Origin of the sequence: Rubrivivax benzoatilyticus JA2 = ATCC BAA-35, assembly GCF_000190375.1 — a bacterium.
GTDB classification, from domain to species: Bacteria; Pseudomonadota; Gammaproteobacteria; order Burkholderiales; family Burkholderiaceae_C; genus Rubrivivax; species Rubrivivax benzoatilyticus.
The window spans coordinates 88,216-104,535 of sequence record NZ_AEWG01000158.1; the positions used below are offsets into that span (position 1 = coordinate 88,216).

At 70.3% G+C, this 16,320-nt stretch carries 16 protein-coding genes; 4 read left to right on the forward strand and 12 right to left on the reverse strand.

Annotation, left to right across the window (positions count from 1 at the left end; all coding sequences use genetic code 11):
• Positions 1–65 precede the first annotated feature (65 nt).
• Positions 66–2,351, forward strand: a complete 2,286-nt coding sequence (locus RBXJA2T_RS18370) for a RelA/SpoT family protein (RefSeq protein ID WP_009858931.1) — start codon at positions 66–68, stop codon at positions 2,349–2,351.
• On the opposite strand, the gene greB is transcribed toward RBXJA2T_RS18370, so the two are convergent.
• Together greB and RBXJA2T_RS18380 are read right to left on the reverse strand one after the other, a co-directional pair.
• Positions 2,342–2,923, reverse strand: a complete 582-nt coding sequence (greB, locus tag RBXJA2T_RS18375) for a transcription elongation factor GreB (protein ID WP_009858932.1) — start codon at positions 2,921–2,923, stop codon at positions 2,342–2,344. The two genes, RBXJA2T_RS18370 and greB, sit on opposite strands and share 10 nt — an antisense overlap.
• A 31-nt stretch (positions 2,924–2,954) precedes the next feature.
• Positions 2,955–3,491, reverse strand: coding sequence for a VUT family protein (locus RBXJA2T_RS18380; RefSeq protein ID WP_009858933.1), 537 nt, complete (start codon positions 3,489–3,491; stop codon positions 2,955–2,957).
• Positions 3,492–3,597: 106 nt separating this feature from the next.
• Here RBXJA2T_RS18380 and RBXJA2T_RS18385 point away from each other — a divergent pair, with 106 nt between their 5' ends.
• The 3 genes from RBXJA2T_RS18385 to RBXJA2T_RS18395 all read left to right on the forward strand — a co-directional run bounded on the left by RBXJA2T_RS18385 (position 3,598) and on the right by RBXJA2T_RS18395 (position 5,881).
• Positions 3,598–4,422 carry a caspase family protein gene (locus RBXJA2T_RS18385; RefSeq protein ID WP_009858934.1) on the forward strand — a complete coding sequence of 275 codons (825 nt, stop codon included), beginning with the start codon at positions 3,598–3,600 and terminating at the stop codon, positions 4,420–4,422.
• Positions 4,423–4,489: 67 nt separating this feature from the next.
• Positions 4,490–5,113 (forward strand): DUF2238 domain-containing protein, encoded by a 624-nt coding sequence (locus RBXJA2T_RS18390; RefSeq protein WP_009858935.1) that lies wholly within the window; start codon positions 4,490–4,492, stop codon positions 5,111–5,113.
• Between the two features lie 192 nt (positions 5,114–5,305).
• Entirely contained in the window at positions 5,306–5,881 is a 576-nt protein-coding gene (locus tag RBXJA2T_RS18395; protein WP_009858936.1) for a HupE/UreJ family protein, read from the forward strand.
• A gap of 49 nt (positions 5,882–5,930) precedes the next feature.
• Here the strand turns inward: RBXJA2T_RS18395 and RBXJA2T_RS18400 are convergent, their stop codons facing one another.
• From RBXJA2T_RS18400 to RBXJA2T_RS18445, 10 genes are all read right to left on the reverse strand, one after another.
• Positions 5,931–6,665 (reverse strand): HAD-IA family hydrolase, encoded by a 735-nt coding sequence (locus tag RBXJA2T_RS18400; RefSeq protein WP_009858937.1) that lies wholly within the window; start codon positions 6,663–6,665, stop codon positions 5,931–5,933.
• 20 nt (positions 6,666–6,685) lie between these two features.
• A complete protein-coding gene (fba, locus tag RBXJA2T_RS18405; RefSeq protein ID WP_009858938.1) occupies positions 6,686–7,699 on the reverse strand; it encodes a class II fructose-bisphosphate aldolase in 1,014 nt (337 codons plus the stop codon).
• 74 nt (positions 7,700–7,773) lie between these two features.
• On the reverse strand, positions 7,774–8,439 hold the full coding sequence (locus RBXJA2T_RS18410; RefSeq protein ID WP_009858939.1) for an HAD-IA family hydrolase: 666 nt from the start codon (positions 8,437–8,439) through the stop codon (positions 7,774–7,776).
• A gap of 23 nt (positions 8,440–8,462) precedes the next feature.
• Positions 8,463–10,466 carry a transketolase gene (gene tkt / locus RBXJA2T_RS18415; protein WP_009858940.1) on the reverse strand — a complete coding sequence of 668 codons (2,004 nt, stop codon included), beginning with the start codon at positions 10,464–10,466 and terminating at the stop codon, positions 8,463–8,465.
• On the reverse strand, positions 10,466–11,350 hold the full coding sequence (locus RBXJA2T_RS18420; protein ID WP_009858941.1) for a phosphoribulokinase: 885 nt from the start codon (positions 11,348–11,350) through the stop codon (positions 10,466–10,468). The genes tkt and RBXJA2T_RS18420 overlap by 1 nt, the downstream gene beginning before the upstream one ends.
• Before the next feature lie 14 nt (positions 11,351–11,364).
• A complete protein-coding gene (locus tag RBXJA2T_RS18425; RefSeq protein WP_009858942.1) occupies positions 11,365–12,459 on the reverse strand; it encodes a class 1 fructose-bisphosphatase in 1,095 nt (364 codons plus the stop codon).
• A 34-nt stretch (positions 12,460–12,493) separates the two neighbouring features.
• Positions 12,494–13,447 (reverse strand): CbbX protein, encoded by a 954-nt coding sequence (gene cbbX / locus RBXJA2T_RS18430; protein ID WP_009858943.1) that lies wholly within the window; start codon positions 13,445–13,447, stop codon positions 12,494–12,496.
• Complete coding sequence (gene rpe / locus RBXJA2T_RS18435) at positions 13,447–14,124, reverse strand: ribulose-phosphate 3-epimerase (RefSeq protein ID WP_009858944.1); 678 nt, start codon at positions 14,122–14,124, stop codon at positions 13,447–13,449. The genes cbbX and rpe overlap by 1 nt, the downstream gene beginning before the upstream one ends.
• A 210-nt stretch (positions 14,125–14,334) precedes the next feature.
• Complete coding sequence (locus tag RBXJA2T_RS18440) at positions 14,335–14,769, reverse strand: ribulose bisphosphate carboxylase small subunit (protein ID WP_009858945.1); 435 nt, start codon at positions 14,767–14,769, stop codon at positions 14,335–14,337.
• Between the two features lie 25 nt (positions 14,770–14,794).
• Positions 14,795–16,276 carry a form I ribulose bisphosphate carboxylase large subunit gene (locus RBXJA2T_RS18445; protein WP_009858946.1) on the reverse strand — a complete coding sequence of 494 codons (1,482 nt, stop codon included), beginning with the start codon at positions 16,274–16,276 and terminating at the stop codon, positions 14,795–14,797.
• Positions 16,277–16,320: the final 44 nt, after the last annotated feature.

A 16,320-nucleotide genomic window follows, 5' to 3' on the forward strand; every position in this document is an offset into this window, starting at 1 on the left:
GGCGCCCGTCGTCGTTTGCGGCCCCTCGCCGTCCGTGCCCGACATTCCACGCTAGATTACGCAGCATGGGGATCCGCTCTCTGGCTGCCGAGCTGCTGCCTGCCGCGCTGCAGGGGCGTTCGCGCGCGTCCGAACCGCCCGAGCAGACACCCGCCGAGGCGGCCTCGTTCGCGGGCCTGACCGAGAAGCTCGGCTACCTGTCCAAGGGCGACATCAAGCTCGTCCGCGAGGCCTACAAGTTCGCCGACGAGGCCCACCTGGGCCAGTTCCGCGCCAGCGGCCTGCCCTACATCACGCATCCGCTGGCCGTCGCCGGGCTGTGCGCCGACTGGCGTCTGGACGTGCAGGCCGTGATGGCCGCACTGCTGCACGACACGATCGAGGACCAGGGCGTCACGAAGACCGAGCTGATCGAGCGTTTCGGCGCCCCGACGGCCGACCTCGTCGACGGCCTCACCAAGCTCGACAAGCTGCAGTTCAGCACGCGCGAGGAGAGCCAGGCCGAGTCCTTCCGCAAGATGCTGCTGGCGATGGCGCGCGACGTGCGCGTCATCCTCGTCAAGCTCGCCGACCGTCTGCACAACATGCGCACGATGGAGTCGATGGCGGCGAACAAACGTTCGCGCATCGCCCGCGAGACGCTGGAGATCTACGCCCCGATCGCCCACCGCCTGGGCCTGAACCAGACCTACCGCGAGCTGCAGGAGCTGTCCTTCCAGTACCTGCACCCCTGGCGCCACGGCGCGCTGGCCAAGGCGATCAAGCGTGCACGCGGCTACCGCCGCGACATCGTCGAGCGTGTGCAGCGCGACGTCGAACGGGCCTTCGGCGCGCAGAAGATGAAGGTCGAGGTCACCGGGCGCGAGAAGACGGTGTTCTCGATCTACCGCAAGATGCGCGAGAAGCACGCCGGCTTCGCCCAGGTCAACGACATCTTCGGCTTTCGCATCGTCGTCGCGACGCTGCCCGAGTGTTATCTGGCGATCGGCGTGCTGCACCAGCTGTACAAGCCGGTGCCGGGGCGCTTCAAGGACTACATCGCGATCCCCAAGGCCAACGGCTACCAGTCGCTGCACACGACGCTGGTCAGCCCGCTGGGCACGGCGGTCGAGTTCCAGGTGCGCACCGACGAGATGCACGCCGTGGCCGAACGCGGCATCGCCGCGCACTGGATCTACAAGACCAGCGGCAAGGGCGACTCGCAGGAGGCGCAGCGCCTGGGCGCGCTGTGGCTGCAGAGCCTGATCGACATCCAGGACGAGACGCGCGACTCGGCGGAGTTCCTCGAGCACGTCAAGATCGACCTCTACCCCGACGCGGTCTACGTCTTCACGCCGCGCAGCAAGATCCTGGCGCTGCCGCGCGGCGCGACGCCGGTGGACTTCGCCTACGCGATCCACTCCGACGTCGGCGACCACGTCGTCGCCGCCAAGGTCAACGGCGAGCCGGTGGCGCTGCACACCGAACTGCGCAGCGGCGACGTCGTCGAGGTCATCACCGCGCCGGGCGCGCGCCCCAGCCCGGGCTGGCTGCACATGGTGCGCACCGGGCGTGCACGCTCGAAGATCCGCCACTACCTGAAGAACCTGGAGTCCGAGGAGTCGCAGGCGCTGGGCGAGAAGCTGCTCGGCCAGGCGCTGCGCGCCGAAGGCCTGCAGGCACCGTCTTCGGACCCGGCCGATGCCGACGCGGCCGCCATCTGGCAGCAGCTGACGCGCTGGAGCGGCAACCGCAGCCGCGACGAGCTGCTCAACGACATCGGCCTGGGCAAGAAGATCGCGACCATCGTCGCCAAGCGCCTGGCCGGGCTGCTGGCCGAACGCGGCATCCGCCCCGACGCGGTGATGCTGACGATGGGCCGCTACGCCAGCGACGACAGCTCGCCGACGCAGGGCGTGGTCTTCGTCGACGGCAGCGAAGGCGCGTCGGTGCAGATGGCGCACTGCTGCCGCCCGATCCCCGGCGACCAGATCGCCGGCTACCTGGGCCGCGGCGAAGGCCTGGTCGTGCACACCAGCGAGTGCCAGGTCGGCCGCCGGCTGTTCGAGCGCGACAGCGAACGCTGGATGCGCGTCGAGTGGGCCGAGGAGCCGACCCGGGCCTTCCCGACGACCGTCGTCGCGCTGGTCCACAACGGCAAGGGCGTGCTGGCGCAGATCGCCTCGGCGGTGGCCGCGGCCGAAGCCGACATCACCCACCTCGACATGGACCAGGAGCCGGCCGCCGAGACCACCGAGCTGCGCCTGCTGGTCAGCGTGCGCGACCGCGTGCACCTCGCCGAGGTGCTGCGCACGCTGCGCCGCGCGCCGGCGGTGCTGCGCGTCTGGCGCGACAAGCCCGGTCAGGCCTGAGGCGTCGCACCCGGCGGCGCCGGGTAACGCACCTCGACGACCTCGATCGTCTCCAGGCCGCCCGGCGTCATCAGCTGCACCTCGTCGCCTTCGCGCGACTTCAAGAGCGCGCGGGCGATCGGCGCCACCCAGCTGACCTCGCCCTTCAGGTTGTCGGCCTCGTCGATGCCCTTGATCGTGATCGTGCGCTCCTCGCCCTTGGCATTGGCGTAGGTGACGGTGGCGCCGAAGAAGACCTGGTCGCTGCCGTGGTGCGCCGACGGGTCGGCGACCTCGGCGATGTCCAGGCGCTTGGTCAGGAAGCGGATGCGGCGGTCGATCTCGCGCAGCCGCTTCTTGCCGTAGAGGTAGTCGCCGTTCTCGCTGCGGTCGCCGTTCTTGGCGGCCCAGGAGACGGTCTCGACGATCTTCGGCCGCTCGACGTCGAGCAGCGTCATCAGCTCCTCGCGCAGCATGCGCCAGCCCTGCGGCGTCATGTAGTTGCGCGTGCCGGCCGGCAGCGGCGGCAGGCCGGGGAGATCGTCGTCGCCGTCGTCGGCGGCGTCGGTTTCCTTCGTGAAGGCCTTGTTCATCGGCTCGTCGGCCGGCGTCGTGCCGGCAGGGTCAGCGCACCGGCACCCAGGCTTGCAGGCGCGGCAGCATCGCGCGGTACGGCGCGAGCAGCAGCGCGGCCATCAGCCACTTGACGCCGAGGTCGCCGGCGGCGAGCTGCATCCAGGGCACGTCGGTGCCGGCGAAGGCGAGGAAGAAGAACACCGAGGTGTCGACGACCGAGGCGACGACCGAGCCGATCAGCGGCGCCTTCCACCAGCTCTGCTGGCGCCAGCGGTTGAACACCGCGATGTCCATCAGCTGCGAGAAGATGAAGGCGCAGCCCGAGGCCACGGCGATGCGCCACGGCGCCAGCACCGCCGACACCGCGACCGCGATCGCGAAGCCGATCCAGGCCACGCGACGCGCCTCGGTGACGCCGACCGCGCGGTTGGTCAGGTCGCAGACCAGGAACACCAGCGGATAGCTGAACGCGCCCCAGGTCAGCCAGTCGCCGATCGGGTACTGCACGAGCACGTTGGACAGCACGATGACGAAAGCCATCGCGGCGATGGGCTTCGACAGGGAAACGAGCGGGAGACGGTTCATGGGCGGAAACCTCGGGTCAGCCCGTTATTGTCGCCGCTAGGGATGGGCCGCGCGTGTGGCCGCTCGCTAGCCTGCCCTTCTTTCGGTGTGAACGATGGAGGGATCCATGGCCCAGCGCGCGCTGTGCGTCGGCATCAACCAGTTCCGGCGCTACCCACAATTCCAGCTCAACGGCTGCGTCAACGACGCCCGCGACATGGCGGCGCTGCTGACCGGCACGCTGGGCTGGCGCCCGCGCGAGGTCACGCTGCTGCTGGACAAGCAGGCGACGAAGGCGGCGATCCTCGCCCGGCTGCACAAGATGGCCGACCAGGCACGGGCCGGCAAGCTCGACCGCATCGTCTTCTCGTGGTCCTCGCACGGCACCCAGATCGCCGACACCAGCGGCGACGAGCCCGACGGCGTCGACGAGGCGTTCGTGCCCTACGACGTGGCCGAGAAGGACGGAGACTGGGACCCGGCGCACATCATCACCGACGACGAGCTGCACGACCTGTTCGCCATGCTGCCGCCGGCCGTCGAGCTGGAGGTCTTCCTCGACACCTGTCACAGCGGCACCGGGCTGCGCGGCGCCGAGTTCTCGCTGCACGCGCCGCGGCCGCGTTTCGTCGCGCCGCCCAGCCGCCAGGGCACGCTGCGCCAGCGCGCCGCCACCGGCTTCGTGCTCGGCCGCGACGCCGAGCAGCCCGGAGAACACCACGTGCTGTGGACCGGCTGCAAGGCCAACCAGACCAGTGCCGACGCGTACTTCGACGGCCGCTACAACGGCGCCTTCACCTACCACTTCGTGAAGGCGACGAAGGACGGCGCCGGCCAGCGCAGCCGTGACGCGGTACTGCAGGCGATGCGCCAGGCGATGAAGGGCAAGTTCAGCCAGGTGCCGCAGCTCGAGACGCGGGCGAGCAACCGCGCCGCCGCGCTGGCGCACTGAGCCCGGCCGGGTGTCGCACGCCAGGGCACATGCCCGCAGCCCCGGCGAGCCGCTAGAGTCGGCGGCCATGCCCGACCGCCGCACCCCCGCCCTCGCCGTCGCCGCCCTCGTGCTGATCGCCCTGCTCGCCTGGTCGGGCTGGCAGCCCTACGAACGCGAGACCTGGGTGCTGGAGACGGTGCCGGTGATGATCGTGCTGCCGCTGCTGGCCGCCACCTACCGGCGCCATCCGCTGACGACGCTGCTCTACACGCTGGTCTTCGTGCACTGCGCGGTGCTGATGCTCGGCGGCGCCTACACCTACGCGCGGGTGCCGCTGGGCTTCCAGCTCCAGGACTGGCTGCAGCTGTCGCGCAACCCGTACGACAAGATCGGCCACTTCATGCAGGGTTTCGTGCCGGCCGTCGCGGCACGCGAGATCCTGCTGCGCGGCGGCTTCGTGCGCGGCCGGCGCATGCTGGCCTTTCTCGTCGTCTGCATCGTGCTGGCGATCAGCGCCAGCTACGAGCTGATCGAATGGGGCGTCGCACTGGCCATCGGCCAGGACGCCGACGCCTTCCTCGGCACCCAGGGCGACCCGTGGGACACGCAGTCGGACATGTTCATGGCGCTGATCGGCGCCATCACCGCGCTGCTGTCGCTGTCACGCCTGCACGATGCGCAGATCGCGCGCCTGGGCCCCGCGCGCTGAACATCCGCGATGCGGTGGCCGGCCGAGGCACACGCCCCCCGGCGCAAGACCCACGGTCGAAATCTTGCTTACGCTGACGGCGCACGACCGCCCCCGCCGCGACTGCACAGCGCAGCCCCCGGCAGAGGCGACCGAGACAGCATTCCCCGTCAAGGCCCGGTCAGGGCCGAACCGATTCCAGAAGGACATTCGATGAAGCGCACGCCCACCCTCCTGGCCGCCGTCGCCGCCATGGCCGCCGCCCCGGCCATGGCCCACACCGGCCACGGCACGACCAGCCTGTTCGCCGGCCTGGTGCATCCGCTGGGGCTGGACCACCTGCTGGCGATGGTCGCCGTCGGCCTGTGGTCGGCCGCCGCGTTGACCGGCAGGCGCCGCCTGGCCGGCCCGGCGCTGTTCATGCTGGCACTGCTGGCCGGCGCCGTGGCCGGTGCCGCGGGCTGGGGCCATGCGCTGGTCGAGCCGGCGATCGCGGCGAGCGTCGCCGTGCTGGGCCTGATGCTGGCCTTCGCGCGGCGCCTGCCGGCGGCCGCCGGGCTGGCGCTGGTGGCCGTTGCCGGCTCGCTGCACGGCCTGGCGCACGGCGCCGAACTGCCCGACGCCGGTGGTTTTGCCGGCTACGCGCTGGGTTTCCTGGCCGCCACCGCGATGCTGCACGCGGCAGGCCTGGCGGCCGCGCCGCGGCTGCTGGCGCTGCCGGCCGTGGTCTGGCGCACGCTGTCCGGCGGTGTCGCGCTCGCCGGGCTGATGCTGCTCGCGCGGGCCTGAACGGCCCGGCCGACGGGCTTGCCGCGGCCGACGTCCGGCCGCGCGCTCGTCAGGCCGCCGCGGCGCTACCCTGCACGGCCTGGGCGTGCCAGTCGCGCAGCTGCTGCAGGCGCACGCCTTCGAGGCTGGGCAGGTCGCCGACGGTGCCGGGAATCGTCGCCGTGCCGGTGTAGCGGCTGCGCACCAGCAGCACCGGCACGCCGGCGGCCACCGCGGCCTCGACGCCCATGCGCGAGTCCTCGATCGCCAGGCACTCGTGCGGCGCCAGGCGCATGCGCTCCAGCACCCAGCGGTAGATGTCCGGCGCCGGCTTCTTCTTCGGCACCGCGTCGCCGGCGCCGACGACCTCGAACAGCCGGTGCCCGCGGCCGCCCAGCGTGACGTCGATCAGCTGGGTGACGTTGGCCGGCGTCGTCGTCGTGGCGATCGCCTGGCGCAGGCCGGCGGCCTGGGCGTCGTCGAGCAGGCGCGCCACGCCGGGGCGAAAGCCCACCGCGCGGCGGGTCAGCAGGTCGACGTAGATCGCGGTCTTGCGCTCGTGCAGCCGGGCCATGCGCGCCGGCGCGTCGGGCGCGGCGGCGGCCGTCGGGTCCACGCGCTGCAGCCAGGCCATCAGCCGCTCCTTGCCGCCGGTGACCTTCAGCAGGTCGCCGTAGAGCTCGCTGTCCCAGCGCCAGCGCAGGCCGGCTTCCTTGAACGCCAGGTTGAAGGCAACCCGGTGCCCCTGGTCCTCGGTTTCGGCCAGCGTGCCGTCGACGTCCCAGAGCAGGGCCTTCAAGGTCATGGTCGGTTCCTCAAGTCGCGTCAGCCGCGCCCACGACCCAACCGGGAGGCCTGCCCGGCGCAGCCGAAGGCCTCGAAGCGGTCCCGGCAGATGTCGCGCGCGGCCGCGGTTGCAGCCTTCAAAAACGCTCGAGGATCGAACTCTTCCGGCTTTTCCGCCATGACTTTTCTCATGGCCCCGGTCATCGCGAGGCGGATGTCGGTGTCGATGTTGATCTTGCGCACACCATGGCGAATGCCGCGCACGATTTCTTCGACCGGCACGCCGTAGGTCTCGCGGATGCTGCCGCCGTGCTGGCGGATGATCTGCAGCCACTCCTGCGGCACGCTGGAGCTGCCGTGCATCACGAGATGGGTGTTCGGGATCTTCGCGTGGATCGCGGCGATGCGGTCGATGGCCAGGATGTCGCCGGTGGGCTGGCGGGTGAACTTGTAGGCGCCGTGGCTGGTGCCGATGGCGATCGCCAGCGCGTCGACGCCGGTGCGCGCGACGAAGTCGGCGGCCTGCTCGGGGTCGGTCAGCAGCTGGGCGTGGTCGAGCGTGCCTTCGGCGCCGACGCCGTCTTCCTCGCCGGCGGTGCCGGTCTCCAGCGAACCCAGGCAGCCGAGCTCGCCTTCGACGCTGACGCCGACCGCACGCGCGATCTCGACGACGCGGCACGTGACCTCGACGTTGTAGTCGTAGGAGGCCGGCGTCTTCTGGTCCTCGCGCAGCGAGCCGTCCATCATCACGCTGGTGAAGCCCGAGCGGATGGCCTGCACGCAGACCGCCGGCGAGGCGCCGTGGTCCTGGTGCAGGCAGATCGGCGTCGCCGGGTACTGCTCGACGGCGGCCTCGACCAGCTTGCGCAGAAAGGGTTCGCCGGCGTATTTGCGCGCTCCGGCGCTCGCCTGCAGGATCACCGGCGCGTCGCAGGCCTGGGCGGCCTGCAGGATCGCCTGGATCTGCTCCATGTTGTTGACGTTGAAGGCCGGCACGCCGTAGTCGTGTTCGGCGGCATGGTCGAGCAGCGGGCGCAGCGCGATGAGGGGCATGGCAACTCCTGCGTCACGGACGGCCGTGACGTTGTCGGGCAATGGAAACGGCGCCGCGGCCGGCGCCGGACGGATCAGTGGATCGGGCGCCGGGCCTCGCCGCCGTGAAGCGAACGCGGATCGAACTCGGCCAGCGAGCCGACGAAGGCGTCGGGACGGTCGTCACCGGCGAACTCGCCGGCCGGGTAGCCGTGGCGCACGATCCAGGCGCGCAACCCGGCGGCGCGGGCGGTGCGCACGTCGGTGACCGAGTCGCCGAGCAGCGCGGCCTCCTCGGGGCCGACGTCCAGCGCCGCCAGCGCGTGGCCGGCGACCGCCGGGTCGGGCTTGCGCACCGGCAGCGAGTCGCCGGCGACGAGCAGCTCGACCAGATCGGCGATGTCGTGGCGCGCCAGCAGGCGGTGCGCGAAGACCTGCTCCTTGTTGGTCAGCACCGCCAGCCGCACGCCGTCGTCGGCCAGGCGCTGCAGCAGCTCGCGAGCGCCGGGGAACAGCGTGCTGTGCTGGCCGCAGACCTCGCCGTAGACCTGCGAGAAGTGCTGCCAGACAGCCTCCGGCACCGGGCCGCCGAAGGCCTTCTGCACGAGAGCCCGCGCGCCGTCGCCGATCCAGCCGCGCACCGTCTCGTCGTCCACCGGCTCGCGCTGCCAGGCGCGCAGCGTGGCGTTGAGCGCCAGCGCCAGCTCGGGCGCGGTGTCGACGAGGGTGCCGTCGAGGTCGATCAGCAGGGCGCGCAGCATCGTGCTCTCCTTCGCGAGGAGGGTCAGCCGAGGAGGCCGCGCACGGCCTCGGCGACACGCTCGGCGGTGATGCCGAAGTGTTGGTACAGCGCCGGTGCCGGCGCCGACTCGCCGAACGTGGCGATGCCGACGACCGCACCGCGGCGGCCGACGTACTTGCGCCAGAAGTCCGGGTGCGCGGCTTCGACGGCGACCGTCGGCAGCTCCGGCGGCAGCACGGCGTCGACGTAGGCCGCGTCCTGGCGGTCGAAGACGCTCGTGCTCGGCATCGAGACCACACGCACCGGGATGCCCTCGGCCGCCAGCGCCGCCTGCGCCTGCAAGGCCAGGTGCAGCTCGGAGCCGGTGCCGATGATCACCGCGCGCGCGCCTTCGGCGTCGGCCAGCACGTAGCCGCCGCGCGCGATGTCGTCCAGGCGGCTGGCATCGGCCAGCGGCGGCAGGTTCTGGCGCGACAGCGCCAGCGCCGTCGGGCCGTCGCGGCGCTCCAGCGCGGTGGCCCAGGCGACGGCGGTCTCGGCGGTGTCGGCCGGGCGCCAGACGTCCAGGTTCGGGATCAGGCGCAGCGACGGCACGTGCTCGACGCTCTGGTGCGTCGGGCCGTCTTCGCCCAGGCCGATCGAGTCGTGCGTGAAGACGTGGATCACACGCTGCTTCATCAACGCGGCCATGCGCACCGCGTTGCGGCTGTAGTCGCTGAAGGTCAGGAAGGTGCCGCCGTAGGGGATGAAGGCGCCGTGCAGCGCCATGCCGTTGAGCGCGGCGGCCATGCCGAACTCGCGCACGCCCCAGCTGAGGTGGTTGCCGGCGCGGTCGCGGCCGGCGACGACGCAGCCCTTGAAGTTGGTCAGGTTGGAGCCGGTCAGGTCGGCCGAGCCGCCGAAGATCTCGGGCAGCAGCGGCGCCAGCGCGTCCAGCGCGAGCTGGCTGGCCTTGCGCGTGGCGACGGTGCCGGCCGAGGCGGCGAGCTTCGCGACCGCTTCGGCGGCACGTTCGGCGTAACCCTCGGGCAGCACGCCGGCCATGCGGCGCTCGAACTCGGCGGCCTCGGCCGGGTACTCGGCACGGTAGGCGGCCAGGCGCTGGTTCCAGTCGGCGTGCGCGGCGGCACCGCGTTCACGCTGGTCCCAGGCGGCACGCAGCTCGTCGGGGATCTCGAACGGGCCCCAGGGCCAGTCCAGCGCCTGGCGCATCGCCGCGACCTCGGCGGCGCCCAGCGGCGCGCCGTGCACGTCGTGGCCGCCGGCCTTGTTCGGCGAACCCTTGCCGATCGTCGTCTTGCAGACGATCAGCGTCGGCTTGCCGTCGGCGGCGTCGCCCTGGGCACGCGCCTCGGCCATCGCGGCGTCGAGCGCGGCGGCATCGTGGCCGTCGATCGGGCCGATGACGTGCCAGCCGTAGGCGCGGAAACGCGCCGGCGTGTCGTCGGTGAACCAGCCGTCGACGTGGCCGTCGATCGAGATGCCGTTGTCGTCGTACAGCGCGACCAGCTTGGACAGGCGCAGCGTGCCGGCCAGCGAGCAGGCTTCGTGGCTGATGCCTTCCATCAGGCAGCCGTCGCCGTGGAAGACCCAGGTGCGGTGGTCGACGAGCGTGTGGCCGGGGCGGTTGAATTCGGCGGCCAGCAGCTTCTCGGCCAGCGCCATGCCGACGGCGTTGGCCAGGCCCTGGCCCAGCGGCCCGGTCGTCGTCTCGACGCCCGGCGTGATGCCGACCTCGGGGTGGCCGGCAGTCTTGCTGTGCAGTTGGCGGAAGCGCTTGAGCTCGTCCAGCGGCAGCTCGTAGCCCGTGAGGTGCAGCAGGCCGTAGATCAGCATCGACGCGTGGCCGTTGCTGAGCACGAAGCGGTCGCGGTCGGCCCAGTGCGGCGCCGCCGGGTCGTGGCGCAGGTGGCGTGTCCACAGCACGGTGGCCATCTCGGCCATGCCCATCGGCGCGCCGGGGTGGCCGCTCTTGGCGGCCTCGACGGCGTCGACGGCCAGCACACGCAGCGCGTCGGCCAGGCGGGTGGTGGTGGGCGCCGTCATCACAGGGCCCCCAGCGCGCGGCGGCGCCGTTCCATCATGCGCCAGATGAACGGCGTGAAGATCAGCTGCATCGCCAGCTCCATCTTGCCGCCGGGCACGACGATGGTGTTCGCACGCGACATCCACGAATCGTTGATCATGTTCAGCAGGTAGGGGAAGTCGATGCCCTTCGGGTTGGCGAAGCGGATCACGCACAGGCTCTCGTCGGGCTGCGGGATGTCGCGTGCGACGAAGGGGTTGGAGGTGTCGACGACCGGCACACGCTGGAAGTTCACGTGGGTGTGCGTGAACTGCGGGACGATGTAGTGCACGTAGTCCGGCATGCGGCGCAGGATGGTGTCGGTCACCGCCTCGGTGGAATAGCCGCGCACGTTCTTGTCGCGGTAGAGCTTCTGGATCCACTCCAGGTTGATCACCGGGACGACGCCGATCAGCAGGTCGGGGTAGCGCGCGATGTCGACCTCGGGCGTCACGACGGCGCCGTGCAGGCCTTCGTAGAACATCAGGTCGGTGCCGGGCTCGATCTGCTCCCAGGGCGTGAAGGTGCCGGGCTCCTGGCCGTAGGGCGCGGCCTCGACCGGGTCGTGCAGGTACTTGCGGCTGCGGCCGGTGCCGGTCTCGCCGTAGCTGCGGAACAGCTGCTCGAGGTCGCTGAAGAGGTTGTTCTCGGGGCCGAAGTGGCTGAAGTGCTTGTTGCCGACTTTCTCGGCTTCCAGCATCTTGAGCCGCATCTCGTTGCGGTCGTAGCGGTGGAAGCTGTCGCCTTCGATGATCGCGGCCTTGATGTTCTCGCGGCGGAAGATGTTGGCGAAGGTGCGCGTCACCGAGGTGGTGCCGGCACCCGACGATCCGGTGATCGAGATGATGGGGTGGCGTTCGGACATGGTCGTCTTTCTCTTCAGTCTCGGAACAGGCTGCGTTCGGCGAACAGCGGGTTGCAGGGTTCGCGTTCGGCGGGTTCGTGGTGGTAGCGCTCGATGCGCTCCACCTCGTTCCTGGAGCCGAACACCAGGCCGATGCGCTGGTGCAGCGAACTCGGCTTGACGCCCAGCACCGGCTGGCGGCCGGTGGAGGCGCGCCCGCCGGCCTGCTCCATGACGAAGCCGATCGGGTTGGCTTCGTACAGCAGGCGCAGACGGCCGGGCTTGGCCGGGTCCTTGGTGTCGCGCGGGTACATGAAGACGCCGCCACGCATCAGGATGCGGTGCGCCTCGGCGACCATGCTGGCGATCCAGCGCATGTTGAAGTCGCGCCCGCGCGGGCCGGTCTTGCCGGCCAGGCACTCGTCGACGTAGCGCTTGACCGGCGGCTCCCAGAAGCGGCTGTTGGAGGTGTTGATCGCGAACTCGCTGGTGTCGGCCGGCACCCGGATGTTCGGGTGCGTGAGCACGAACTCGCCGAGGTTGTGGTTCAGCGTGAAGCCGGCGACGCCGTTGCCGACCGTCAGCACCAGCATCGTCACCGGGCCGTAGATCGCGTAGCCGGCGGCCACCTGCTCGGTGCCGGGCTGCAGGAAGTCGTCGACGGTGACGTCGCGGCCCGAGTCGATGACCGCCTGCGGCGCGCGCAGGATCGAGAAGATGCTGCCGACCGAGACGTTGACGTCGATGTTGCTGGAACCGTCCAGCGGATCGAAAGTGAGCAGGTACTTGCCGCGAGGGAAGGCGGCCGGGATCTGCTGCGGCGTCTCCATCTCCTCGGACGCCATGCCCGCGAGATGCCCGTTCCACTCGTTCATGCGGATGAAGATCTCGTTGGACAGCACGTCCAGCGGCTTCTGCACCTCGCCCTGCACGTTGACGTCGCCCCCGACGGCGGTCACCTGGGGCGTCAGCGAATCGCCGAGCACGCCGAAGGAGACGATGCGCGCGATGGCCTTGCAGGCCAGCGAGACGTCGAGGATCAGCGCGTTGAGGTCGCCGCTGGCACCGGGGAAACGGCGGCGTTCCTCGATCAGGTAGCGGGTCAGCGTCCAGCGTTGGGACAAGGGCATGGTGGGCTTTCCGACGGGAGAGATGAAAGCGGGTCTAGCGCTCGGCGGTCTGGAACAGGCGGCTGGCGAGAATGTCCTCGGGGGCCAGCGTCGTCAGGTCGGCCTCGGTGAGCGCACGGTCGCGCTCGGCGAAGAGGCGCGAGGCCTGGCGCAGCCGCATGCGGTCGAGCGCGTTGCGCACGCTGCGCGCGTTGGCGAAGTTGGGCTGCGCCAGGCGCAGCTCCAGGTACTCGGCGAAGGCTTCGCGCGTGCCGGGGCCGAAGCGGTAGTTCATGCCGGCGGTCATGCGGTCGGCGATCTGCAGCAGTTCCTCGCCCGAATAGTCCGGGAAGTCGAGGTGGTGCGCGATGCGCGAGCTCATGCCGGGGTTGGACTTGAAGAAGGTGTCCATGCGGTCCTTGTAGCCGGCGAGGATCACGACGAGGTCGTCGCGCTGGTTCTCCATCACCTGCAGCAGGATCTCGATGGCCTCCTGGCCGTAGTCGCGCTCGTTCTCGGGGCGGTACAGGTAGTAGGCCTCGTCGATGAACAGCACGCCGCCCATCGCCTTCTTCAGCACTTCCTTGGTCTTGGGCGCGGTGTGGCCGATGTACTGGCCGACGAGGTCGTCTCGCGTCACGGCGACGAGGTGGCCCTTTCGCACGTAACCCAGGCGGTGGAGGATCTCGGCCATGCGCAGCGCCACCGTCGTCTTGCCGGTGCCGGGGTTGCCGGTGAAGCACATGTGCAGGCTGGGCATCTGCGCCGCGAGACCCAGGTTCAGCCGCAGCTTGTCGATGACCAGCAGCGCGGCGATGTCGCGGATGCGCTGCTTGACCGGCGCCAGGCCGACGAGGTCGTGCTCGAGCTCGTCCATCACCGCCTCGACCTGGCTTTGCGCCAGCACCTCGCCGACGGTGCGCGGCACCGGCCTGGCCTCGTCCTGCGCCGGCGTGGCGGCCGGTGCGGGGATCGCGGCGCCGGGAATGGAGTACAGCGGCGCGCCCATCAGACGAGCTCCTCGGCGCCGCGGCGCGCCAGCTCGGCGCGCATCGCCGCGATGACCGCCGCGTAGTCCGGCTGGCCGAAGATCGCGCTGCCGGCCACGAAGGTGTCGGCACCGGCATCGGCCACGCGCCGGATGTTGTCGACCTTGATGCCACCGTCGACTTCCAGCCGGATGTCGCGGCCGCTGGCGTCGATGGTCCTGCGCGCCTTCTCGATCTTGCGCAGCGCGCTGTCGATGAACGACTGCCCGCCGAAGCCCGGGTTGACGCTCATGATCAGCACCAGGTCGACCTTGTCGATCACCCACTCCAGCACGTCCAGCGGCTCGGCGGGGTTGAACACGAGGCCGGCCTGGCAGCCCTCGGCCTTGATCAGCTGCAGCGTGCGGTCGACGTGCGTGCTGGCGTCGGGGTGGAAGCTCACGAGATCCGCGCCGGCCTTGGCGAAGGCCGTGGCCAGCGCGTCCACCGGCTGCACCATCAGGTGCACGTCGATCGGCGCTTCGGTGTGCTTCCTCAGCGCCTGGCAGACCATCGGGCCGAAGGTCAGGTTCGGGACGTAATGGTTGTCCATCACGTCGAAGTGGATCCAGTCGGCGCCGGCGGCGACCACCGCTCGCACCTCCTCGCCCAGACGGGCGAAATCGGCCGACAGGATCGAGGGTGCGATGCGGTACATGCGGGAGTCCAGGCTGGATGCTGCGTAGTGGTCGGGCTGCCTCGGCGCTTCAAGCTGCCGCCGCGGACGGGCTTTGCCCGGCCGCTGGCGGCGCCCCCTGGGGGGCTTCGGCCGGACGGTGACGGTCCTGTGGACCGTCACCGCCTGCCGAAGGGCCGGGCCACTGGCCCGGCGCGGCCCGCAGGGCGCGGCGAAGCCGCTACGGGGGGGTCAATATCGTTGCGCTTCGGGCTTGTCGGTCGCGTAGCTGTGCACGGTGTAGCGCATCGAGCGGCCGTTGATCTCCTGGCGCACGACGCCGAAGCCGGGCTCCGTCGACGGCCGGTTCACGATGAAGCTCATCGCGATCGACTCGACGCCACGGGTGGAGTCGAAGGCCATCAGGCGGATGTAGTGGCTGGGGAAGGTCTTGCGGCAGTTGTTCAGCTCCATCAGCACGCCGGCGGCATCCTGCAGGTCGAACATCGGCATGCCGTACATCTCCCAGTACGTGTTGCGCGGATGCGGGTCGTCGCTGTACTCGACGCTCCAGGCGTAGCCCTTCTTCAGGCCGTACTCGATCTGCAGCGTGATCTCCTCGTCGGTCAGATCCGGGAGGAAGCTGAACTGGCCTTGCGTGAGCCGGCCGGTGGGGTTGGTCATCATGGTGCGGGTGCTCCTTCGGGCGGCGTCAGGCGGAGGTGGCGGGCGTCACGGCGTAGTCGGACTGGTCGGTGCTCGCGTAGTTGAACGACACGTCCTTCCAGGTGTCCAGCGCCTGCTTCAGCGGGGTGCAGAACTGGGCCGCCTTCTGCAGGATCTCCGGGCCCTCGTTCTTGATGTCCTTGCCTTCGTTGCGCGCCTTCACCATCGCTTCCAGCGCGACGCGGTTGGCGACCGCACCGGCCTGGATGCCCGCCGGGTGGCCGATCGTGCCGCCGCCGAACTGCAGGATCACGTCGTCGCCGAACAGGTCGATCAGCTGGTGCATCTGGCCGGCGTGGATGCCGCCCGAGGCCACCGGCATCACCTTGCGCAGGTCGGCCCAGTCCTGGTCGAAGAACAGGCCGCGCGGCAGGTCCTGCTTGGTGTAGCTGTCGCGGCAGACGTTGTAGTAGCCCTGCACGGTCAGCGGGTCGCCCTCGAGCTTGCCGACGGCGGTGCCGGTGTGCAGGTGGTCGCAGCCGGCCAGGCGCAGCCACTTGGCGATGACGCGGAAGCTCACGCCGTGGTTCTTCTGGCGGGTGTAGGTGCCGTGGCCGGCGCGGTGCATGTGAACGATCATGTCGTTCTTGCGCGCCCAGTTGGCGATGCTCTGGATCGCCGTCCAGCCGATCACCAGGTCGACCATCACGACGACCGAGCCCAGTTCCTTGGCGAACTCGGCACGCTCGTACATGTCCTCCATCGTCGCGGCGGTGATGTTCAGGTAGCTGCCCTTGACCTCGCCGGTGGCGGCGCTGGCCTTGTTCACGCCGTCCATCACGTAGAGGAAGCGGTCACGCCAGTGCATGAAGGGCTGCGAGTTGATGTTCTCGTCGTCCTTCATGAAGTCCAGGCCGCCCTTCAGGCCTTCGTAGATCACGCGGCCGTAGTTGCGCCCCGACAGGCCGAGCTTGGGCTTGGTCGTCGCACCCAGCAGCGGGCGGCCGAACTTGTCCAGGCGCTCGCGCTCGACGACCAGGCCGGTCGGCGGGCCCTTGAAGGTCTTCACGTAGGCGACCGGGATGTGGATGTCCTCCAGGCGCGCGGCCTTCAGCGGCTTGAAGCTGAAGACGTTGCCGATCAGGCTCGCGGTCATGTTCGCGATCGAGCCTTCTTCGAACAGGATCAGGTCGTAGGCCACCCAGGCGAAGAACTCGCCGGGCCGGCCCGGCACCGGCTCGACCTTGTAGGCCTTGGCGCGGTAGCTGTCGCAGGCGGTCAGGCGGTCGGTCCAGACCACGGTCCAGGTCGCGGTGCTGGATTCGCCGGCCACCGCGGCGGCGGCCTCGATCGGGTCCACGCCTTCCTGCGGCGTGATGCGGAACAGGCAGACGACATCGGTGGGCTTGGGCACGTAGTCGCTGTCCCAGTAACCCATCTGACGGTACTTCAGCACGCCGGCGCTGTAGCGCTGCTTCTTGTCGAGGATCTGGTCCCCGGTGGCGCCGGGTTCGTGGGGCTTGTTCATGCGGTGTTCTCCAAGCGGGGTGTACGCAGACTCTACGAAGGCCG